Here is a 22,105-nt window from a genome sequence, read left to right as displayed (position 1 = left end):
AAAGAACTACCCTTTTCTAAAAGGTATCCCCTTCGGGGCAAGTTCTTTTAGCGGCGGGGGAATAAAAAACCGCCAATAATAAATAAGCTAAAATTCCACCGCAAATTGCGGTAAACAACTGGGGCCAGCTCATCATAAAAGTCAATTGCTTGGCTATCGGACTTTTAATGAATAAATCAATTGCAATTGAACTGCTGACAGCTAAAAAAACGAATTTTAAAAAACCGGCCGAAACCATGGCTAGCCAATAATTCTTTTTTCTTAAAAACCCGAAAACCAGAACCAGAATAATGTTTCCCACAATAATAAACGGCAAAAAGGGGGCAAAAACTAAGGGTAAAAATCCCAAGGATAAGGAAATTAAGCTTGGCAAAAAACCGATTAAAATTGCCGCTTCCCTCCCTAATAAAACTAAAGAAATTAAAAGCAGAGCATTAACAATGGAGCCGGTAATTAATTGCTGTTTTAAAATAGGAGCTAAAGAAGCAATCCCGACAAAACTCGCAAAAAGAGCTGCTTTCCAAAATAAAATTTTAGAAAGGGACAAACTTAAAATTTTTGTTTTTTACATATTATTTATTATTTAAATCTAAAATTGTGAATCCTTCTTTTTCTTTTTTGTGATAATACGTATGTAAAATAGAACGCCTCAGTTTTTCGTCTTTGTCTAAAAATTCGCTGTATATTTTTTTGACAATCGGATTTTCATGGGCTTTTCTCAGCTTCTTCTTGCTGTCAATATCATAAAGGCTTTCCGCCCGTTTCTGCCTTATTTCAGGATAACAGGGCATAGGTTGCCCTCCGCCACCGATACACCCTCCTGGACACGCCATAACCTCAATACAGGTGTATTTTTCCTTGGGATTGGCCTTTATTTCTTCCAAAAGCTTTTTAGCGTTGCCGAGACCGTTAACCACGGCTATTTTATGGCAATTGGGCCCTATTTTAACCTCAGCTTTTTTAATTCCTTGTATTCCCCTCACCTCTTCAAAATCAACTTTTTTTAATTCCTTGCCGGTCAATCTAAAATAAGTGGTCCTAAAAGCTGATTCCATTACCCCGCCGCTGGCTCCGTAAATAACCCCGGCTCCCGATGGTTCTCCGAAAGCGCTGTCTAAATTTTCCGATTTTAATTTTTTAAAATCAATTTCATTTTTCATTATCAATCTCGCCAGCTCTCTTGTCGTTAAAATATAATCCACCGGTTTTAAACCGTCAAACAATTGTTCTTCCCTTTCAACTTCGTATTTTTTCGCGACGCAAGGCATTATTGAAACCACTATTATCTTTTTAGGGTCAATATTTTCCTTTTTCGCCCAATAAGTTTTAATGAGTCCGCCCAGCATTGATTGGGGAGATTTGGCGGTCGTCAGATTGGGAACGAATTCGGGATAAAAAAATTCAATAAATTTCACCCAAGCCGGACAGCAGGAAGTCAAAACCGGTAAAAGCGAGTTGTTTTTTATTCTTTCAACCACTTCTTTTGATTCCTCCGAGGTCGTAAAGTCCGCTCCGACCGAAGTATCAAAAACTTTATTAAACCCTAATTTCCTCAATGCGGCCGTTATCTTGCCGGTAACGACTTCTCCGTAAGGCAAACCGAATTCTTCGCCCAAGCTTGTTCTGATTGAAGGAGCAAACTGCGCCACCACAATTTTATCTTTTTCTTTAAGAGGCTTTTCGATGTCTTCAAACTCGCCCACTCCTTCAAAAGCGCCAACCGGACAATGAACAATGCACTGGCCGCAATAAACGCAGTCTCGGTTCAGTTTTTCGGAAGGAACGATGTGGAATAAATGCTTTTTTTCTTCCAATTCCAAAAAATCAACTCCTTGTTTATGGCAAACCTCAACGCAATTCCGGCAATCAATGCATTTCCCGCTGTCAAAAATAATGGCGTTTTTAAACTGGTAAATCGGAAAACGGGTCTTCCTATCTTTGAAACGGTTGATTATAACATCATATTTTTTAGCTAATTTTAAAAGCTGGCAGTTAAACCGCCAAACGCAGTCAACACATTCCTCTTTGTGCTGGGCGAAAATTAATTCCAAATTGATTTTCCTGGCTTTTTTAACCTTAAGAGAATCGGTGATAATCTCCATTCCTTCTTTGACCCTGGTTGAACAGGAAGCCACTAAATCCCTTTTTTCCGCCAGCTCCACTGCGCAAATCCGGCAATTGGCTTTAATTTCCAAATCCGGATGAAAACAAAGCAAGGGAATTTCAATATTATTTCTTTTCGCAACCTCATAAATCGTATCCCCTTCTTGGGCTTTTATTTTTTTCCCATTAATTAAAATTTGAATTTGTTTTTTCATTTCACTATTAGTTTTTTTATCAAACTTGAAAAAGGCAAAGCCATGCTCTTTCCCAAAGGACAAAAGCTGGTATTTTCTAAAACAAAAAATAAATCCTGCCAAATGACCTGATTAAGATTCTTCTCGTTTAACAATTCCTCAATTCTTAAAGCTCCTTCCCGGCAGGGCGTACATTTATCGCAATTCTCTCTTAAAAAGAAACTTATCCATTTTCTCATCAATATATTTAAATCGGTTTTCTTTTTGTCAAAAATAATAATTGTCGCCATCCCCTCTATTTTTTTATTAAGTTCTTTGGGCAATAAAATTTCACCGACCGCTCCCCCGCCCGCCTGAACGAAAAAATCAAAATCAGGCAAATTTCCCGTTTGCTCCAAAACTTCTTTTAAAGTCCAATCCTCGGGCAGCTCATAAACTCCGGGCTTTGCCGTGTCTCCGCTTATTGAATAAAACCTTTCATTGCGATAACTGCCTTGGTCTATTTGGGCTATTGCATAAAAAGTTTCTACATTGTTAACCAAAGTCGGATAACCCCAAAGACCTGCTTCCGCCGGAAAAGGCGGTTTTATTCGAGGCTCCAAAGCTTTGCCTTCTATGGCCTCGCAAATTACGGTTTCCTCGCCGGCCAAATATCCTCCTTTTTTTTCAAAAAGAGTTATGGGTAAGCCCTGGGATAATGTTTTTAATTTTCCCCCGAATTCCCGGTAATAATCATTTTTTAAATAAATAAAAGCTGAACTATTATCTATTGTTTCTAAGGCAATTCTTATTCCTTCTATGACTTTTTCGGGAGAGGTTCTTAAAATAAAACCGTCTTTAAGAGTTCCGGGTTCCCCCTCTGAAGCGTTGCAAATAATATATTTCTTTTCAGCTTTGGTTTTTTTTACTGTTTCCCATTTTAATCCCGTTGGAAAACGAGAACCGCTTCGGCCCAAGAGTTTATATTTTTCTATTTTCTTAATGATGTCCTGCATAATAAATTTATTATAACTTTTTTTAAAAAATAAAAAAACCGAGGTTTTCCTCAGCTAATTAAATAATTATTTTTTAAAATTATTAAGCCTGCATTTTAGAAAAAAGATAGCTTCCGATGGCTAACACTATAAAGGTTATAAATCCCAAAACAAATAAATCATTTACTAGTCCAAAATTAGAACCGTTTACGAGTGTACCCCTTAAGCCATCTACGCCGTACGAAAGAGGATTCATGCTCGCAATAATAACAAAAGCCCTCGGCAGTCCTTGAAGTGGAAACAAAGCGCCTGAAAGAAAAAATAAGGGCATTAATAAAAAATTCATAATCAATTGAAATCCTTGCATGTCTTGTAAAACCGAAGCAATGGCTGTTCCTAAGGCAGTAAAAAATAAAGCAATAAGGACCATGAAAACAAAAGAAAGCAATAAAAGATGCAAATCTGTCGGCCTAAACCCTATAAGAAAAGAGATGGCAAGAACAATAAATCCTTGGATTATAGCTACTGTTCCTCCGCCTAAAGTTCTTCCTATCATAATTTTAAGACGAGAAACCGGCGCCACTAAAGTTTCTTTCAGAAAACCAAACTGCCTATCCCAAATAATTTCAATGCCCGAGAATACTGCTGTAAAAAGAATCCCCATTGAAATTATGCCCGGAACTAAAAATTGTATATAATTTCCTCCTCCTGCTTTTTGAAATATTGGTCCAAAACCAAAACCAAAGGCAAGTAAAAGAAGCAGTGGCTGGCCAAGAGAGCCTATCATTCTGGATTTGGAACGAAAATATCTTTTCAATTGTCTTAACCAAAGAATATAAATTACATTCATAAATTTTTTTATCTATGCATCTTCATAATTGTTCTCATTCTATCAATACTGCCGGCTTCTTCTTCGCGAATTGTATTTCCCGTTAATAATAAAAATACTTCTTCTAAAGAATTAGTTTTTGTTTGTTCTTTTAGTTTTGGAATAGTTCCTTGAGCAACAATTTTTCCGTGGTCAATAATAGCAATTTTTTGAGCAATTTTTTCCGCTTCTTCCATATAATGAGTGGTGAAGAAAACTGTCATTTGCTCTTCTTTATTTAGGATCTTAATATAGTTCCAAATATGAGTTCTTGTTTGAGGATCTAAACCTAAGGTTGGTTCATCCAGAAAAAGAATTTTAGGATGGTGAATTAAACCTCTTGCGGCCTCTAACCTGCGTTTCATCCCGCCAGAAAATTTTTTTACCAGCTCGTCCTTTCTGTCCCAAAGTTCAACGAACTTGAGTAGTTGTTCAATTCTTTCTTTGCGCACCTTTTTTGGAACCCCATAAAGCACACCATGAAATTCCATGTTTTCATAGGCCGTAAGTTCTTCATCTAAACTTGGATCTTGAAATACAATGCCGAACGAACAACGAACCGCGTTCGGATCCTCAATCGGATTATATCCGTTCAGCTTGATTTCTCCGCTGGTCGGACGTAAAAGCGTGGTAAGCATTTTTATCGTTGTAGATTTTCCAGCGCCATTAGGTCCTAAAAATGCAAAAATCTCTCCCTTATCAACAGAAAAAGAGATATTATCAACTGCAATAAAATCACCGAATTTTTTTGTTAGATTTTTAACTTCAATTGTATTCATAAATGAAATTTTATCACAAATGAAAAAAGACCAACAGAACGTATGTGTCTATTTTATTATAATTATAGATTCTTTGCTTTTTCAGCCAACCTGCCTATCCAAATTGTCGCTACCACCGCAATCACCGTTACCACTCCCGCATAAATCAACATCGGCAAAATTCCCTTGGCGTCGCCGAAAACTTGCTGGAAAATAGCCTGAATGGCACTGTTCCAGGCCAAGGCCGCCACCAAGCCGAAGGCCGTAGTAACCAAAGTGGAAATTTTTTCTATTATTTCTTTTTTCATATTAATAAATTATAGTACAATTTTTATTTCAATAAAATAAAGGAGCGAATCAAATCGTCCTTTTTTATTTTAAAATTCAACTATTTTTAACTTCGATTTTTGGCCGGAAATAATTTTAACGCTTGAACAGTTTTTTTTGAAATAAAGGGAAATAGCTTTTATCATCGCCTCGTTGGCTTTTCCTTTTTCCGGAATTGCCTTAACCGCAACCACAAAATGATTTTCGTCAATTTTTTTAATATATTCTTTTTTGGATTTAGGTTTAGTCCTGACAAAAATTTTCATAAAAAAACTAGGCGTTATGCTTAATCTCAATAACATCTCCGTCTTGAACGACATATTCTTTGCCTTCGGTTCTGATTAAACCTTTTTCTCTGGCTCTGGCAAATCCGCCGGCGTCTAACAAATCCTGCCAGTTTATAACTTCGGCTTTTATGAAATGAGTTTCAAAATCGCTGTGGATTTCACCTCCGGCTTGGGGCGCTTTTTGGCCCTTTTTAATTGTCCAGGCGCGAGTTTCATCGGGACCGGTTGTAAAAAAAGTTAAAAGCCCCAATATCTCATAGGCTTTCTTAATTAACAAATCCAGCTCCCCTTCCAAGGGCAATCCCAAAGAAACTCTTTCTTCTTTGTTTAAACCTTCAGCTTCAAATTCCGTTAAAACGTCAATTATCAAAAATGGCCAATTATTTTGCTTAAATTTTTCTATAATATCTTTCGGCACTTCTTCGTCTTTGCCGTTGAGCAAATACAATCTCGGCTTCATGGTCAACAACTGATAATGATTAATTATCTTTGACTCTTCTTCACTGAAAATCTCTTCGCTTAGAATTTTTCCTTTTTCTAAAAATTCTTTGATTTTTTTTAAAGCATTAAATTCTTTCAAAGATTCTTTTTTCCCGGCCCTTACTTCCCCTTCAAGGCTATCAATTCTTTTGTCCACAGTTTCCAAATCTTTTAAGATTAACTCCGTGTCTAAGATTTCTTTTTCTTTTAAAACATCTATGTCGGATTGCGTATTAATAATATCTTTTTTTAAGAAAGCCCTTAAAACGTAAACCGTGGCATCTGTTTCCCTGATATTGGCCAAAAACTTGTTTCCCAGCCCCTCTCCCTTGTTGGCTCCTTTGACCAACCCCGCAATATCAAAAAATTCAATAGTTGTATTGATTTTTTTTTCCGATTTTGTGAGCTCGGCCAGCTTATCAACTCTTTCGTCAGGAACCGCAACTACACCCACATTCGGGTCAATGGTGCAAAAAGGATAATTAGCTATGTTGACCTGTTTTTTAGTTATTGTCTGGAAAAGCGTTGATTTGCCCACGTTGGGCAAGCCGACAATTCCGATTGAAAGAGGCATTTTTTATTTATATATTATATTTCATATATTATATATACTATAAAAAATAAATTACAACTTCCAATTTATCCCATTGACTTTATTATTGGATTTAAGCTATAATTTATTTTGTAAGTTTTCTCAATAAATTTTCGCTTTACTTTTTTTAAAAGTGTAAGTCAACCCTTCGGTAGCTCCGATGATAAACATCGAGGTTTACTATCTCAGGGTTGATACTGAGGCTTTTAGCCGAAGTATCAAAAGATCTTTAAGGTCTTGGAAAATTATTAGATGAAAAGTGTCAGTCGACTTACAATTAATTAAAATAAATCAACATGGCAAAAAAATTATACGTTGGCGGTTTACCTTACAGCACAACTGAAGATTCTTTGAAAGAAATGTTTATTCAGGCTGGAAAAGTTGAATCTGCAGTAATCATTATGGACAAAATGTCCGGCCGTTCAAAAGGGTTTGGGTTTGTGGAAATGTCCACAGACGAAGAAGCCCAGAAAGGCATCGAGTTATGGAATGGCAAAGAAGTAGAAGGACGAACTTTGACTGTAGCTGAGGCCCGACCAATGGAAGATCGCCCGAAAAGAGACTTCAACCGCGGAGGAGGCGGAAGAGGAGGTTTCGGCGGGCAACGAAGAAACAGTTGGTAAAAACAATTGTAATCAAAAAACAGGGCTTATGCCCTGTTTTTAGTTTGATTAAAATAAAATTATTGATTAATCCCCAAAAGCTCAACTTCAAAGATAAGCGTGGCTTTGGCGGGAATAGGACCGTAGCCTGATTCTCCGTAAGCCAAATCATAAGGAATTGTTAGTTTTCTTTTCTCCCCTACCTTCATTCCTAAAACTCCCAAATCCCAGCCCTCAATCACCTGCCCGGCCCCTAAAGTAAAAGAAAAAGGAGTTCCCCTGTCAACGCTCGAATCAAACTTTTCGCCGTTTTCAAAAGTTCCCACATAATGAACGGTGACCTTGTCGCTATTTTTGGAAACCTCGCCTGTCCCCTTTTTTAAAATTTCTACTTTCATGCCTTGAATTTCATGGTTTTGAGAATTTGATTCTGGCTCTTCGTTGGAATTAGAACCCGGTTCTTCACTGGTTTTTGGATTCCGAAAGACAAAATAAATTCCTAAACCTATGATTATTAAAATAATAATTAAAAATATCTTTTTCATGTTAAAAATATATTATCCTTTATTAATTTGTTTGTCTATTGTAATATCTCCGTTGTCCAAAATTTTAACTGTAAAGAAAATTTTAGTTTTCCCGCCGGTCGTAATTGTAAACTCTTTTTTATTTTCAGGAACAGCAAAAATAATTTCTTGGTTAAAATAAGTTCTGTTTCCGTAAAGACATTCTGTATTAAACCTCGGATTAATTGGCGGAGCCAAATCCCCTTCCTCACTAAGCAATAATCTTAATTCGGTTGCGAGACACACTCCGACATCTTCCCAGTTTGTTTTAATTTTAAAATAAAGGGTCAAGGTATCAATCCTTTCTCCGGCTTTATAGCCCGAGGCATCGAGATTCCATTTTGATATCCACGAAGGAACTGCTCTTTCGCCAAAATATGCTCCGGTAAGAGAAAAGTCGGCTTTTCTAATCTCTTCTCTCCACGTCCAAGCAAGAGGATAAGGATAAGAAAATTCTTTATGGATTAATTTTTCTTCCGTTTCGCCTCCATTTTCCATAGTGCTTGTCTCTGCTTTCCTTTCTTCCTCTTGAATTACAATTTCTTCCGTCTCTTTTTGCTCTTTCAAATAACTATCCGTTGAATAATTATTTGTCTCTATTTCTTTTGAAAATTGAGAATACTGCCAATAAATTGCCCCCGTAACCGCGAAAACCAAAATAATAATAATAATAAAAGCCAATGGCGCCGGTATTGTGGTTTTAAACATATTATATTTATACGATTTATTTTTTAATAAAACTTTAAGTTTAAGTGAATTTCCCCATTAAAACTAGCGCAATTACAGCCGTTACAATGCCTAAAATTTCATAATTGTTAATGGGTTCTTTAAAATAAAAAACGCTTATTATTGTCAAAAAAATCATTGTTGAAACTGCATAAAACACGCCGAGTGTTGAAAGTTTGATGTTTTTCATTAAAAAAAACCAACCGAAAGCCGTTGAAGCGTAAATTATAAAACCGATTACAAACCACTTAAGTTCAATGAATTTTTTCCCTTCGCCGGCAAGATTGATAAAAAAATCACCGATAACGCCGACTAAGCTTAAAACCGCAACAAATATCAATGAAATTAATTTTAAATTCATGTTTTATTTATTATAAACTTTTTTCCTTTCTTTTAATCTACATTTTGCAATTTACAATTTGCAATTTCTCTAATTCATTCTCCATAAAATAAAATTTAGTCCTTCGGGGCACTCAGGACTTCAATTCATCCTCCAGAGGATGAAATTCAGAACACCGGCAAAAGAAACCCAAGCAATATAAGGAATTAATAAGTAAGCAGCAGGTTTTGAAATTCGGTAAAAATTAGCGATAGTGTATAAAATCGCCCACCAAAGCATTAATAATTCAATAAAAGCTAAACCGGGTGACTGCAGGCCGAAAAACAATATTGACCACAAAATATTTAAAATCAACTGGAAAATAAAAATCAAAACCGCGTTTTCCTCACGCCAAGCGCCTATCCATAATTTTTCAGAAAAACGATTCCAGGCTTTAATTTTTTTATCCTTATCAGAAATCTGACATTTAAAATTCTTTGACCAAACTAAATACAAAGAAATTCCCATTAAAAAAAACAAAATCGTCCAAACCAACCCAATAAAATAACCAGGCGGAGTGAATGAAGGCTTGTTTAAATATTTATACCACCCTTCAATTTGCGGCATTGTAAAAATGGCCCCCACGAAACCCGCCATTTGACAAATTATTATACTGACTATAAATTTAAAAATTTTTTTACTATTCATGTGTTTTTTTATCTTCAATTTACAATTTGCCAAACCAATTTACCATTTACCATTTGCAATTTACAATTTATATGTGTCCATTGATAAACTCAGGATGCTTTTCTCTTATTTCCTTGGCGAAATTTTCCGCGTTTTTCAAATCCTCTTCATTTGGCCGGTCTTTGTTTATCCCGCCCATCAGCTTCAAAGGGCCGAAACTATCCCAGCCCTTACAGCTGAATTCTCCCATTATATCAAATTCTTTCTCTTGTAATTTTTTCCTCAATCTATCGTGATTGGTTTCAATTTCTTTTTCATCTCCGCCGCAGGTAGAAAAAATAAACGCTTTTTTGCCAATAAATTGGGGAAGTTTTTCAACCAGACTAATTAAGTTTTTATGATGTTTTCCAAGATAGATACCCGAGCCAAAACCAATTAAATCATAAATATTGAGCTCGTTTATCGCCCCTACGTCATCGGGATTAATTATTTCAGGTCCGGTCAAGTTCGCCTCAAGAATTAATGCCATCCTTTCAGCTACTTTTTTGGTATTTTGATGATGATAAGAATTATAAATTATCAGAGTTTTCATGTTTCTTTATTTTACTCCCCTTCTCCCTAATTTTCCAGCAAAAATAAAAAATCGGGAGAAAGAAATATTTATTATAATTTCTCGCTCCCTTAATTACTGTTGGCGCTGTTTTGAAAGATCATGCATTGTCTTTAAATGAGAAGAAGGCACAATTTGGACTTTCAGGATCAAAGCTTCTCACAAAACACTCTATCAGTTTTGGTTTTTTTATAATTACGTTTTTTTCTGCAATCTTGCTGAAAAAAATTGCCGTTGACATTACTAAAATATCTGCAAGAAGTTTTTTGACTTCTTTTGTTCTTTCTGGTCTTTCAAAAAGACCATCGACAAAAATAATCACTTCGTCGCCCAGTCCTTTTTGCATTAAATCTTTTGGGAAAAAAACAGTTACATCCTTTTCTTCCAATTTAAGCTCCTTTACTGCTACAACAGCCTTTAGAATTGTATCATACAATTCTACCAACATTTCTTCGGTCATTTCATTGACTAATCCATAAACTTTCACAATTGGCATTTCATATACCTCCATTTCTGTCTATATTTTTTTAAAGGAACTATTTTCCTTTTCTGAATCCACAATTAACTTGCGGTTTCAAAAAAAGAAAGAAGAAGGTTTTATTTTTTATTTTTTGTACGGCAATGTTTTTCCAATATCTCTATGATATCTTCTACGTCCCCAAAAAGACCCTCTAATGGCCCGGAAATTCTAGTCAAATTACCTCTTAAATGAGAAACTATACCAGAATTATCCGAAACAAATCCATAAACACCGGAAACACACTCTTGAAGCTTCGAAACATCTCCTTCGATGCCAGTGATATCGCCCCAAATATTAGAAGCTTCACCATGCGCAAATTTTGCGTCTCCATAGAGATCAGGATGCGGATTTTTCAAATTTTCAGCGTTTATGAGTTTTTTTTCTCCACTTAATTTTAATTGTTTTCTTGCGTGATTTTCTAACAAAATTTTCCTCGACCGAGTATGTTTTGCTATATAACCCATATAATTCACCTCTGCAGACAAAAATTATTATTAATTCCTCTCTGCAAAAGTGAATTTTCCTTCTTCTATAAAAAGAACTATTTTATATTATACCACGATAATTTATATTTTGTCAAGAAAAAAGCAGCCTTGAAATCAAGACCGCTGATTGATTTTTTATATTCTTTTTTTAATGTAAAAATCAAGGCTGGAAAAGTTCTTCCGGTAAAAATCGCACTTCCCTGATTTCCGGAAACTGCCTGGCAGTGGATTCAATATGAAACCATAATATCCCCACCCGACAGGAACCGCCAACGGTTTTGTTATTCAGGTCTTCAAATTCCAGAGTTAAAATTCCATCTTTTAAAGAAGCTCCCTTTAAAGAAAAACCTTCCAAGGGATATTCGGTGAAAATTCCCTGATTCCGCTCTTTATCGGTAAGCTCTCCTTTCAATAAAAGACGAATGGTATCTTGGATTGGGGTTTGGGTAATCGGAATTTTACGTTCTACTTGAACGAGACCCGCTCGACTGCAAAGAACGTTTCCCGATTCGTCCTTGTCTAGGCTGGCATTGTAATAATAAAGTAAAATACTTTTTTCGACAGGAATAATATTTTCTTCTTCTTTTTTTTCTTTTTGCAAAAAGAAAATATAAAAATTAACAACAATGATAAAAACAATAATTACAAAGAATATTATTTTCTTCATATTTTAAATCTGATTTTCGCTGTAACTTTGAGCTCTTTAATAAAAACCTTATAAACCTAAATAGCTGCCGCTTAAAGTTTTTAAAAATTGAGGGATGATAAACATCAGCCCGATAAGCGGCAAAACAATGGCAACTACCGTTATAATAAGCGCCCAGAGAAAATATTTTCTTATTTTTTCAACAGAAGAGTAAATCTCTTCAAGTTTTCTGTCCTGCGCTTCTATTTTTTTTAAAATTTTATCTTCCATGTTTTTTATGAACTTCTAGTCGAAAAATGATATTAAATATTGGTCAATTTCGCGCTGGTCGAGGTCGTAAAAATTTTTTCCGTCTTGATGTAATTTTTCAGCCAAAGCCCTGCCTACAAATCTCCAATGCCAAGGCTCAAACTGATAATATTTATTATTTTCAGGATACGAAAGAACAAAACCGTATTTATAAGCATTTTCTAAAAGCCATTGGTAAGTCGACGTTTTCTCAAAATCCGAATAGCTAGCTCCTATTTCCGATGTTGTAAAATCAATGGTTGTGCCTAATTGATGCTCCGAGTATCCCTGGTCTGCGCTAAATTTATTGGCGCCCGAGCCGTAAATTATTTTATATGATGATTTTAAATCACTTTGCGCATCAAACGACCGATAAGCTGAAATAACTTTAATGTCAATGTTGCCGTTCTTTGCGGTTACCAATAGGTCTTGTAAAAACTGCCAAATTTTCGCATAAATCAAATAATCCTCCTGAGAATCGTAAGTATATCCGGTCTCTATTTTAATAAATGTCTCGGGAATATAATTTTCGCTTAGAAAGTAAACTTTGGAATATTTCTTAAGTAATTCGGGGTCAGTCTTGCTTAATTTTTCCAAAGTCCCCACCGTGCCCTGAATACCGCTTATTTGCGAAGCAAGAAAATCCATTCTATTTTTTTCCATGGTATATTGCAATTCAAAATCATCTCTTTCGGTTTCTGTTTTGGCAAGCTCCCACTCAACTGAATCAATGACTTCTTGGAAACTTTTTGTTGTTGAAAAAAAATTCTCTTTGGTTTGCGAAATTTCACTCTCAAGAGTTAATTTATCTTTTTTCAATTGATAATTCTGATATCCAAGATATCCTATTATCCCAAGGTTTATTATCACTAACGCAAACAAAAATAAATTTAATTTATTATCATTTTTCTTCATTAAATAACTATACCACATTTTTTATTAATAAAAATATTATAACAAAAAATCGTCTTCTTGGCGATTTTTTACGAGCTCCTAATAGGCGATGATGCAAAATCTGTTTAATAAAAATTATCTTTAAATTTGTTCACTTTTTAAAAAATTCCCGTCAACACAACTTCTATATCCTTTAGAGCTGGCACAGCTTCCACATAAACCAATTCCGCATTTCGTTAAAAAATCCATTGAAGAATAAATTTTTTCTGGATTTATATGTTTAATTTCCTTTTTTATGACTTCTTTTACCATGGGTTCTGGACCGCAATTAATGCAATATTCAGGTTGTGTTTTTTCTATAATCTCTTCCAACATATCTGTCACCAAACCCTTATAACCTATTTCGCCATTTTCCGTGGTTAAAAATAATTCTTTACATGTTAATTTAAACTTTTCAAGATAAGACAAGTGATTTTTATCTTTCGCCCCCAACACCGCAACTACATTTTTATTTCTTTTAGCAAATAAATAAAGCGCTGCTACGCCAGTTCCTCCTCCCACCAATAAAACTCTACCTTTTACGGCCGGAGTATCCCCGTATGGTCCTCTTATAAATAAATTATCTCCACTAATTAATTTTGACAATTCATTTGTAAAACAGCCCCTTTTTTGAACAAGTAAGGTTAGGGGGTCATCATCTAAAACAGAGAATGGTTTTTCTCCTATCCCTGGTAAACAAGTAAAAATGAATTGCCCTGTTTCCGTTTTTATTCCTCTGTCTAATTTCAAAAGAAATAAGTCTTCAGCTATTCGTTTATTCTCTATCACTTTATATTCTTTATATTCCATTCTTAGCTCATCTTTTAAAAGAGTGGCTGCATTATTCGTCCCTTCTTTTAAATCCAAAGCTAATTTATGAAAATATTGTTTTATCTCCTCTGTGCTCATCCCTGCTAATGCAGAACCTACTCCAAAAAAATCTGCTCCAACTTGTTTGTAGCTTCTCACCTCTTCAGCCGTTGAAATGCCACCACAGGCTATCACGGGCAAGTCTGTAATGTCCCTTATCTCTTTTACGCTTTTTAAACCAAGCTCTAAAATTGCTTTTCCAGAAATTCCGCCTACTCTATTGGAAAGAACCGGAAAATTATTGTGCAAAAATAATTCCGGACCCTTAGTGTTTATCGCTGTTATCCCTGAAGCACCATTTTTTACAATGCACTCTATGGTCTCTTTAATATTCAAGTTTGGTGAAATTTTTACAAATACCGGCTTTCCAAGAAAAACAACGTTTTTTATTATCTCCCCCATTAATTTTTTATCCTGACCTATAACTTGACCGTATTTTTCAGAGTGAGGGCAGGAAATGTTTAGTTCAAAACCATCTGCCCAATTATATAATTCTTCTGCGATTTTTCTGAATTCATTAACACTATCTCCGAAAATTGAAATTAATAAAAACTTGTCATCGGGAATTTTTATTTTTGATAACTTATTTACAAATTCTTTTACTCCCGGATTAGAAAGCCCAACAGCGTTGATAAAAGAAAAAGGGGCATATTCAGCTATAATTGGTTCCTTGTTTCCTTCTTTCGGTTCCAATCCAATGCTTTTTGTAGTAAGTATGCCGATTTCAGGAATTTCTTTGGCAATTTTCTCAATTACTGGTACTTCTACAGAAATAATACCAGAGGGTATTGTAAAAATTCCGCTAATCTCTTTGTGAAAAAATTTATATTTCATTGATTTTAATAAATTCTATCAAAAAATCGCCCTCGGCCATAGCCCGCTTAAGGGCGAGGTCTGATTGGCGATTTTATAGTGGTCTCTTGCCGAGCTTTATTAGAACCTATTCAATGAAGAATTAAACAAAAAAGAGGTCAATTAACCTCGTTTTTATTTTTTCCCTCTTTAAAAATATTTAATCTTTGTATTTTTAACCCAGTTATAAAGCCCAACCAACCTGACCTTTCCTATAAAATCCTGATGTATATCTTCTTGAACTTTTTTATCTAGAATTAAGGCGTTGATTATTTCCGATATTTCTTCTGCATTAAAATCATTTTTTATGGCTTCTACCGTGTTCATAACCTTATCAGCTCTAACTACTACTACCATTTTTTACCTCCATATTTAATTTTTTAATTTGCTAAACTATAAAAAATAATTCCTTATTTCTTTTTTTATATTATGTCATACTAAATCCTAATTTGTCAAACAAAAAAACTGCCTGATTGGCGATTTATTTTTGCTGCTGGGCTTAGACGACATTAAAACCTATTTGGAAATTCAAACGAATATATTTTTACTAAAAATCTAACAACCTCCTAACCATTTATTAAGAATTATTAATAAAGTTGGAGATATTTTGTTTTTGTTTTTTCTATCAATAAATCCTTTTATTATTTTTTGTTTGCCTGTCTTAAAAGAAATTTCAGCATTTAAAGACCCTTTACTATTTTCGCACCACCAATTTTTAAATTCATCTAAATTAAAAACGTCGATTTCACGATCTAAAAGATCTTCTGGTGGCTCTGTAAACTCTTTTTTTGCTTCTCCGTCGAATATACATATATCATTGGTATCTAATGGTAAATTAAATTTTAAAATGTATACTTTAGTTTTGCCATTAAGATCTATAAAATCAAATGACTTAAAGTCTTCTTCTCTTATAACTGATTGAATCTTTATTTCATCTTTTATTTCTATTCCTTTTTCTTTTCTCCATGCCTTTATTAAATTTTGCGTATAGTTTTTAGGTTTTTTAATTTTATATTTCGAGTCTGTGTTTTTTTTGAAAATAAGATTGAAAGCCTTGTTGCCATCTTTTGAAATAATAAAAAGTTCTTCAAGAAGTTCTCTATGTGCGATCACTTCAGGATCTAAACTTTCTTCATCGCTATCGGCCCATCCAAAAAATCCGGAATGAGATCCTGGATTAGTTTTGGCGTCATCTGATCTCTTTACCAAAACAATATATTGTTTATTGTCCTCTGTTTTTAATATGGGCAAAACACCGCCAGACGAATATTTTTTCATAATATAAATTTCATTTTTTACTGCGAGGCTTGGATGAAGTTATAACCTATTTAATTAAAATCTAACATAAATTATTTTATAATCCAGGAAATTCTTCTTTCGATTTTGATTCTTTTTTTGTATTAGCTGCTATTTCTTCTAATAATTTTTCGATTCTACTGATTTTCCAATACCAAAGTAAAAAAGCGCGAAAAATAAGAAATATTAATAAACATGCAAAAAAGACAAATAAAATGCCAAGAGGATCACCTCTTAAAGCGCGCATAGGCATACTTATTAATGCATTTAGAACATTAAAAATATCAAGTTGATTCATAATTAAGATTTAAATTTTTTATATATATATTTTTGACCTTCTTTATTCTATCAAAAAATCGCCCTCGGCCATAGCCCGCTTAAGGGCGAGGTCTGATTGGCGATTTTTTATTTTTAGATACTACGAGTCGAAGTGCACGTTCGCGCTGCTGCGCTCAGTACCTCCTCGCGAGTATGGCCTCTCGTCGGCCTACGCCTCGCTCGGGGCAAAATGCGGTACATTCGTCGCTTCGCTCCTCAGTACTTTTTTCTTTTTTATATATTTTACAAACGAGCGAAAAAAGCTGCGGGGCCCTCCTACGCCCCTTGGGCTTCGGACGGGCGCATACCCGCATCACTCACTTTGTTCGTGCTGGAATTCTCGGTCTAGTACCGAGATTTTAAAGGGAATTTCAGTGATTTTCGGACTTCCCCACTGACGCCTCTCGGTCTAGGCCTATATTACGATTTTAACATAAAACGAGACATTATAAATTTTATAGTCAAATATAACCCTAATAAGAAAGAGGCGCCAGCCGAGAAATAAAATATTATTTTTATCGTTTTTTCGCTTAAGGAATAGTCAATGTTAATACTGTTGCTTATTTGGGCAGTAAGATTTTTTAAATCATTCTCTTTATTCGGCTCATTTTGTTGTATAGAATTTACTGATTCTCCGACTGATAAATTTTGCTCAGCAGTAATTTGCGGTAGGATTTTATTGGGAGCCGTTGATGTTCCAAGAATTAACTCCGCTGAGGTCGCATTTTTAATTGTCAATATATTTTCATTTATTGAGGTATTAGCAAAAGTTAAGCTGGTGGAGGCGGATAAATCAGAAACAGAACTGGTGCTGATAGATAAATTGTTTACATCGTCATCTTGACTTTGAGAATTTTGAACTTTTTTTTGAAAACTTCCCATTATTTCATCCCAGGTTTTACCCAGCGCGGCCGGAATAACATAAGCAGTAGTCCAAATCCTGGTATCTACGGCAACAGATGTATCTTCAAACCCACCATCGCCATTTTGGCGAGAAGTTAAAAAATCAAAAGGGTTGTTTCCATTGTTTTCCCAATCCAAAACCTGTTCGCCTAAAGCTAAGATCGCCTGAACTGCCCATGAGGTTGATATTGTATCGTTGTTAAAACCACCATTTGCCCCTTGAAAATTTTTTAAGAAATTCTTCGCAGACTGCAGGGATTGGTTAATTGAATTTACAATATCTGTATCTAAATTTCCGGTCTTTTTTGCAAGAGAAAGCGCTTGTATGGCGGCTGCCATCAAATCAATATTGCCCCACGAACCGTTTACGCTTTGTTTTGAAATGATAAATCTTACGGTTGCGCTAATAATCGGATCTGAACCAGAATATCCGGCTTTTAATAAGGGAAATAACGCAAAGATATCATCATTGAAAAGACTGGAATCGCCAATTTGTGTTCCGTCAAAAGCCAAAACAATTTTTGAAATATAATCGGTCGCGGTTTCACTGTATGGATCAACCGAAAGCGCCATCAGAGCCATCGCCCTTCTTTCGAGGTCTGTAACACTCCCATTGGTATTATACCCAGCTCCTGATAAATAATTTTTTAATTTATTTTGTGCATCACCGCTGCCAAAAGCAGAGAGAGCAATTGCAGCCCAATCGGAATAAATAATCGAAGAACCGATTGAACCATCGTTATTTTGATTTAAAATCAGAAAATTTATAGCTTTATTTATATCTACGGTATGGTGTGTCGGCGCATCGCTCGTATTAAAACTTGGACTACCAGAACCGCCGACTGGATTGTCCGGAGTAGTCGGCTGGCTCGAGGTTTCATTCTGAAAAATTCCAGTCAGAGTTAAAGTCGAGCTGTCTAAATATCCAGCCTTGCGTCCTAAAACCAAATACGGGCTAGTTGTCGCAATGGGTAGTTGTACAATACCCTCTTGAGAATAAAATTCCTGACCATTGATTAAAAATGTACTACTGGCGGACGGTTGCCAAACAGGATTCCAGCCAGAGTCATAGCCAAATTGCTCCAAATATAAAGTAGTTGTGCTATTTAAAAGCGGAGTTGTGGTGGAGGTTGTAATCCTTAAAGGATTTATGCCGTAAATAAGAAGCAAATCTTCATTTTCGCTTAAAATATACTTGTTTAGCGCCGTTTGGCCGTAATCAAGATTTTTAAACCAGCTCCAATAAATTCCGTTATTATTTTGATTATTTATATAATCTGCAATCGAATCTAAAAATAAATCACTCCCCCAGCTCGTCCATTGGTTTGCAAGCCCAGATTGTAACACGGCGCATCTGCCATTCAGACTATAGGTGCCGCTACCGACATTTTCTTCACAAGCTAAAACGGCAAGATTCTGGTTGAATATAGTCGAGCTTGCAGTTTCAATCCGCAAATTAATATTTGCTGACGGCAATTGAGGATTAATTGTTATTAATTCGCTGTCAATAAACCCTGTTTCTTTTGCAAAAATTTCATAAGCCGTGGTGGTATTAGTCCATAATTCATAAGCCCCGCTTGTGCTGGAAATTTCCTGGCCATTAATTGAAAAAGTGCTGTCCGTTGCCGGCTGCCATCGCCAGAAAGAAGTGTCAAAATATAAAACATTTAAGGTTGTTGTAGAATTAATATATGACGAGGTTGCGGAAGCTATTATCTTAAGCGGACTTGTTCCAAAAGAAAGCAGTAGTTTTTCGCCATCGGAAAGTAGGTGTTGATTTAACGCGGTTTCGCCCGGTTCAGAATTGCTAAACCAAAGCCAGTAATTGTTGTAGCCTCCTTCGTATTGATTTATAGTGTTTAGCATTACGCCGTATGGATACCAAGTTGAAGTCGCGGTCCAGCCCTGACTGGAAATTAATTGCTCAACGGCGCACCAGGCGTTTAAAGAGTAATTTGTGCTACTTGCTTGGTCAGGACAAGAATTCACTATAAAATCGTTATTAAACAAAACTTGGTCAAAGGCGACAACTTTTAATTGAACTGTAGTTGTTCCTTCAGCTTTGGTTTGCGAGACAAACATGAACAAACCAAAACAAATTAAAAAAAGTAAAATTTTAGAATTGAGGTTTTTCATATTTCCAATTTATTACATCGTTTGGTTTTAAAGTATAATTAGAAATTCCGACCTGAGCCGATTTATCATTTACGTAGTAGATCCAGTAAGTCTTTCCACTGGGATTGTTTTTTATTCCATTAATTTCCTCGACAAAGAAACCTAGTCCTGAAAAATCTTTCCCTTGAAAACTAAAATCACCTCTCGCTTTAAGCAAGTCCATCAATTCATAAACTGTGCTTTTTTCCGGAACTGAAATTTCATATTTTTTTTCACCGACATATATGATATGTCGCTCGCTTGATAATTCGGTTTCGGATGAAGTTGATGTGGATTTGGATATTTTAAGATTTTCTTCTGAAACCGCACTTCCTTGTTGAACCTGTCTTATATTTAGTTGATTCTGACCATCTAGTATTTGCCTTTGCGAATAATTCGGATTTTTAATTACTGCACTTTGATTTATGTAAATATAACTTGCAATTGCAAGATTTAAAAAAATAAAAAAAATAATTAATAATTTCTTATTTTCGCTTATAAAATTATTCATAAACAAAAAATCTTTCCCGAAACAGGAAAGATTACAGATAAAAATCCGCAATTTGTCCTGCTCGGGACGCTTATTGCCAAACAATATTCGGGCTTATTCCGACAAAAATGCGGACATTACCGTTGCGGCACAGCCGGGGAATCTGACCCCACTTTCTGCCCCATAAATAGGGATCGCTTAAAAAAGCGACGATGGCAATAATTTATTTTTAAATCTATTGTAATTTTATTACAAAAACAAACCATAAGTCAACTGCTGGCATCCTCGGTCTAGCCTCGCTCGTAGGCTACGGCCGAGAGAACCAAGGTTTTAAAGGGAATTTCAACGATTTTCGGGCTTCCCCGTTGATGCCTCTCAGTCAGGCTTCTCGCATGATTAAGTAATAGGACTTTTTATATATTTTTTTGATACAGAAGGAAACTCGTAGACAAGCTTTAAAAGCATTTCGCAAAAAGCAATAAGATCTTTTGCTTCTTCTTCTGACATAATAACAATTTCATGATTAGCCTCATTGCCTTTAGTGCGAATATGATCTACCCATGTTTTCGCATCGGGAGGGACATAACCTTTTGAAGATAAATATTCAACATAGTCTATAAAATTTTTACCAGGGGCGTCACCTTTAGCAACAGCGATATGCATAAGTAATTTACGGCAACTTAATACAGTAGCAGTAAAGGCATTCTTTGAAAAACAATCTCTTGCTTCGTTATATAATGAAGCTACTCCCGCATCATCTATGCCATTAACGTCTGAACCTGGACGAATCCCTGGTATTTGTTTTCCACTCCCAAAATAAGTTGGTTTATGACAATGATGACATATGTATATGTGTTCAATCATGCCCCCGCTACCATCTTCATACTGACCTCTGTAATAACCCACATTTGAAGCGAGTGGATTTCCGCAATGACCACATGTAAAACTTTTAGAAGGTAATTGACTAGATTGGTGCCAAAATAACATACATTTTACTTTTTAATTTATAACTTATCTCTGGTACAAGCATTCACGACCTCAAGACGTCTCGGTCTCTCGATATTGAACACTAGACTGCTGCGGGGCTTGGACTCGAACCAAGATAGACAGCTCCAAAGGCTGTTGTCCTACCATTAGACGACCCCGCAATGAAATTGTTTATTCTAAGGCGACTGAGCAGGCGACCCCGCAATGATTCATTTTTTTATTTTGAATATTTTCTGAAAAACTGATAAAGTTTTTTAGGACTTTCAATGTTTTTCGAACTCATTTTAAATGAATTTGGCGAAATTATAAAAATTTCCTGCTCGTCCTTCTCGATCCCAGCATGACAACTGAAGTAAGGAACGAAATTCAAAAGATTATTTTCTATTTTTGAGCTGAAAATTATCAAATCTCCTGCGTTTTTCATTCCCGCCGCTTCTCTAATTGATTCTAAAACAAGTTTTCGGTTAAAAACTCCGAACAAGGGATCCTCTCCTCTCAGCTTCTCTTTATTTCCTTTTATTAAAATTTCCCCTCTTTTTCCTAAAATTTTAATTCCTCTTCTGGAAATAAAAACTAACAATCCTATCCCCTTGTGTTCCAAAAGAAATTTCAGAAACCCGGGATATATTTTCTCTATTTCTTCACCGAAAATTCTACTCTTTTTTATATTAAAGTAAAGATGAACTACGTCTCCGTGAGAAATCAAAATAATGCGACCCGGCAAAAAAGAAAGACAATATCTGTGATAATATCTTCTGGCAACAAATCTTAAAAACCAGCTTATCCTTTTCAGCCAACGAATTTCGTTTAAAAGATCCTCAACTTGATGGATAATTATTCCCTTTTCAGCGTCGCTACCGTCTATAACTTCTGTTTTTAAATTGCTTTTTATTGTTTCTTTAATGGTTTTTTTGAAATAATCTTTAAAGGGCAGGGATTCTATTTGGCCGTGGTCGGTAATAATAAAAAAATCGTAATTTATCAAATTATTTTTATTCGCCAAATTGTAAATTTTTTTAATCTCCCTGTCTATGTTTTTTATTGCCAGTTTGGTTAAAATATTTTTTTTACCCAAACGGTGGGACCTTCTGTCAAAAGCCGTAAAATTAACATATAGAGAAGGAACTCCTCTCTTAATGGCTCTTTGAGCAAGCTCGGAACTATAAATATGCAAAATTTTTTCTATAAAAAATCCTTCAAAAAAAGCTCCTTTTTTCAACTTGGTAAATAAGGCGACAATTAGATCTATTATTATCGCAAAAACGGCGGAAAT

The 22,105-nt window shown here is 35.2% G+C and carries 27 protein-coding genes and 1 tRNA gene; 1 reads left to right on the top strand and 27 read right to left on the bottom strand.

The window, feature by feature from the left end; genetic code table 11:
- Positions 1 to 16 precede the first annotated feature (16 nt).
- The 8 genes from NTU58_03490 to ychF all read right to left on the bottom strand — a co-directional run bounded on the left by NTU58_03490 (position 17) and on the right by ychF (position 6,565).
- Complete coding sequence (locus tag NTU58_03490) at positions 17 to 547, bottom strand: iron hydrogenase (protein MCX6764731.1); 531 nt, start codon at positions 545 to 547, stop codon at positions 17 to 19.
- Positions 548 to 572: 25 nt separating this feature from the next.
- Positions 573 to 2,318 (bottom strand): [FeFe] hydrogenase, group A, encoded by a 1,746-nt coding sequence (locus NTU58_03485; GenBank protein MCX6764730.1) that lies wholly within the window; start codon positions 2,316 to 2,318, stop codon positions 573 to 575.
- Positions 2,315 to 3,292: a hypothetical protein gene (locus NTU58_03480; protein MCX6764729.1), complete on the bottom strand. Its 978-nt coding sequence runs from the start codon at positions 3,290 to 3,292 to the stop codon at positions 2,315 to 2,317. The genes NTU58_03485 and NTU58_03480 overlap by 4 nt, the downstream gene beginning before the upstream one ends.
- A gap of 82 nt (positions 3,293 to 3,374) precedes the next feature.
- Positions 3,375 to 4,121 carry an ABC transporter permease gene (locus NTU58_03475; protein MCX6764728.1) on the bottom strand — a complete coding sequence of 249 codons (747 nt, stop codon included), beginning with the start codon at positions 4,119 to 4,121 and terminating at the stop codon, positions 3,375 to 3,377.
- 8 nt (positions 4,122 to 4,129) lie between these two features.
- A complete protein-coding gene (locus tag NTU58_03470; GenBank protein ID MCX6764727.1) occupies positions 4,130 to 4,918 on the bottom strand; it encodes an ATP-binding cassette domain-containing protein in 789 nt (262 codons plus the stop codon).
- A 62-nt stretch (positions 4,919 to 4,980) separates the two neighbouring features.
- Positions 4,981 to 5,205, bottom strand: a complete 225-nt coding sequence (locus NTU58_03465; protein ID MCX6764726.1) for a DUF5654 family protein — start codon at positions 5,203 to 5,205, stop codon at positions 4,981 to 4,983.
- A 69-nt stretch (positions 5,206 to 5,274) separates the two neighbouring features.
- Positions 5,275 to 5,490 (bottom strand): DUF167 domain-containing protein, encoded by a 216-nt coding sequence (locus NTU58_03460; GenBank protein ID MCX6764725.1) that lies wholly within the window; start codon positions 5,488 to 5,490, stop codon positions 5,275 to 5,277.
- Between the two features lie 7 nt (positions 5,491 to 5,497).
- Entirely contained in the window at positions 5,498 to 6,565 is a 1,068-nt protein-coding gene (gene ychF, locus NTU58_03455) for a redox-regulated ATPase YchF (GenBank protein ID MCX6764724.1), read from the bottom strand.
- Positions 6,566 to 6,879: 314 nt separating this feature from the next.
- On the opposite strand from ychF, the gene NTU58_03450 reads away from it, so the two are divergent.
- Entirely contained in the window at positions 6,880 to 7,206 is a 327-nt protein-coding gene (locus NTU58_03450) for an RNA-binding protein (GenBank protein ID MCX6764723.1), read from the top strand.
- Positions 7,207 to 7,265: 59 nt separating this feature from the next.
- On the opposite strand, the gene NTU58_03445 is transcribed toward NTU58_03450, so the two are convergent.
- The 19 genes from NTU58_03445 to NTU58_03355 all read right to left on the bottom strand — a co-directional run.
- Complete coding sequence (locus NTU58_03445; protein MCX6764722.1) at positions 7,266 to 7,730, bottom strand: FKBP-type peptidyl-prolyl cis-trans isomerase; 465 nt, start codon at positions 7,728 to 7,730, stop codon at positions 7,266 to 7,268.
- 12 nt (positions 7,731 to 7,742) lie between these two features.
- Positions 7,743 to 8,456 (bottom strand): hypothetical protein, encoded by a 714-nt coding sequence (locus NTU58_03440; protein ID MCX6764721.1) that lies wholly within the window; start codon positions 8,454 to 8,456, stop codon positions 7,743 to 7,745.
- A 40-nt stretch (positions 8,457 to 8,496) separates the two neighbouring features.
- Positions 8,497 to 8,835 carry a transporter gene (locus NTU58_03435; GenBank protein MCX6764720.1) on the bottom strand — a complete coding sequence of 113 codons (339 nt, stop codon included), beginning with the start codon at positions 8,833 to 8,835 and terminating at the stop codon, positions 8,497 to 8,499.
- A gap of 120 nt (positions 8,836 to 8,955) precedes the next feature.
- A complete protein-coding gene (locus tag NTU58_03430) occupies positions 8,956 to 9,501 on the bottom strand; it encodes a tryptophan-rich sensory protein (protein MCX6764719.1) in 546 nt (181 codons plus the stop codon).
- 67 nt (positions 9,502 to 9,568) lie between these two features.
- On the bottom strand, positions 9,569 to 10,072 hold the full coding sequence (locus tag NTU58_03425; protein ID MCX6764718.1) for a flavodoxin family protein: 504 nt from the start codon (positions 10,070 to 10,072) through the stop codon (positions 9,569 to 9,571).
- Between the two features lie 118 nt (positions 10,073 to 10,190).
- Positions 10,191 to 10,586: a hypothetical protein gene (locus tag NTU58_03420; protein ID MCX6764717.1), complete on the bottom strand. Its 396-nt coding sequence runs from the start codon at positions 10,584 to 10,586 to the stop codon at positions 10,191 to 10,193.
- Positions 10,587 to 10,687: 101 nt separating this feature from the next.
- Positions 10,688 to 11,035 carry a hypothetical protein gene (locus tag NTU58_03415; protein ID MCX6764716.1) on the bottom strand — a complete coding sequence of 116 codons (348 nt, stop codon included), beginning with the start codon at positions 11,033 to 11,035 and terminating at the stop codon, positions 10,688 to 10,690.
- Between the two features lie 220 nt (positions 11,036 to 11,255).
- Positions 11,256 to 11,762, bottom strand: a complete 507-nt coding sequence (locus NTU58_03410; protein ID MCX6764715.1) for a GerMN domain-containing protein — start codon at positions 11,760 to 11,762, stop codon at positions 11,256 to 11,258.
- A gap of 48 nt (positions 11,763 to 11,810) precedes the next feature.
- The gene (locus NTU58_03405; protein MCX6764714.1) at positions 11,811 to 12,011 is read right to left on the bottom strand and encodes a hypothetical protein; all 201 of its coding nucleotides are present in this window, start codon (positions 12,009 to 12,011) and stop codon (positions 11,811 to 11,813) included.
- A gap of 15 nt (positions 12,012 to 12,026) precedes the next feature.
- Positions 12,027 to 12,962, bottom strand: coding sequence for a M15 family metallopeptidase (locus NTU58_03400; GenBank protein ID MCX6764713.1), 936 nt, complete (start codon positions 12,960 to 12,962; stop codon positions 12,027 to 12,029).
- 102 nt (positions 12,963 to 13,064) lie between these two features.
- Positions 13,065 to 14,666, bottom strand: coding sequence for a dihydroorotate dehydrogenase (locus NTU58_03395; GenBank protein MCX6764712.1), 1,602 nt, complete (start codon positions 14,664 to 14,666; stop codon positions 13,065 to 13,067).
- Positions 14,667 to 14,834: 168 nt separating this feature from the next.
- Positions 14,835 to 15,041, bottom strand: a complete 207-nt coding sequence (locus tag NTU58_03390; GenBank protein MCX6764711.1) for a hypothetical protein — start codon at positions 15,039 to 15,041, stop codon at positions 14,835 to 14,837.
- 198 nt (positions 15,042 to 15,239) lie between these two features.
- On the bottom strand, positions 15,240 to 15,935 hold the full coding sequence (locus tag NTU58_03385) for a hypothetical protein (protein MCX6764710.1): 696 nt from the start codon (positions 15,933 to 15,935) through the stop codon (positions 15,240 to 15,242).
- Between the two features lie 103 nt (positions 15,936 to 16,038).
- Complete coding sequence (locus tag NTU58_03380) at positions 16,039 to 16,278, bottom strand: hypothetical protein (GenBank protein ID MCX6764709.1); 240 nt, start codon at positions 16,276 to 16,278, stop codon at positions 16,039 to 16,041.
- A gap of 440 nt (positions 16,279 to 16,718) precedes the next feature.
- Positions 16,719 to 19,337, bottom strand: a complete 2,619-nt coding sequence (locus tag NTU58_03375) for a terpene cyclase/mutase family protein (GenBank protein MCX6764708.1) — start codon at positions 19,335 to 19,337, stop codon at positions 16,719 to 16,721.
- The gene (locus NTU58_03370) at positions 19,318 to 19,866 is read right to left on the bottom strand and encodes a DUF4430 domain-containing protein (protein MCX6764707.1); all 549 of its coding nucleotides are present in this window, start codon (positions 19,864 to 19,866) and stop codon (positions 19,318 to 19,320) included. The genes NTU58_03375 and NTU58_03370 overlap by 20 nt, the downstream gene beginning before the upstream one ends.
- A gap of 375 nt (positions 19,867 to 20,241) precedes the next feature.
- A complete protein-coding gene (locus NTU58_03365; GenBank protein ID MCX6764706.1) occupies positions 20,242 to 20,832 on the bottom strand; it encodes a DUF4145 domain-containing protein in 591 nt (196 codons plus the stop codon).
- 90 nt (positions 20,833 to 20,922) lie between these two features.
- Positions 20,923 to 20,993: transfer RNA gene (locus tag NTU58_03360), tRNA-Gln, on the bottom strand.
- Positions 20,994 to 21,049: 56 nt separating this feature from the next.
- Positions 21,050 to 22,105 (bottom strand): alkaline phosphatase family protein (locus tag NTU58_03355; protein MCX6764705.1); only part of this gene is annotated, 1,056 nt, incomplete at its 5' end.

The sequence above is a fragment of the Candidatus Nealsonbacteria bacterium genome, from assembly GCA_026396195.1.
Lineage (GTDB): Bacteria > Patescibacteriota > Minisyncoccia > Minisyncoccales > JAGGXC01 > JAPLXH01.
Note: the sequence above shows the minus strand (reverse complement) of the source record. Positions and strands in the feature narration are given on the sequence as shown.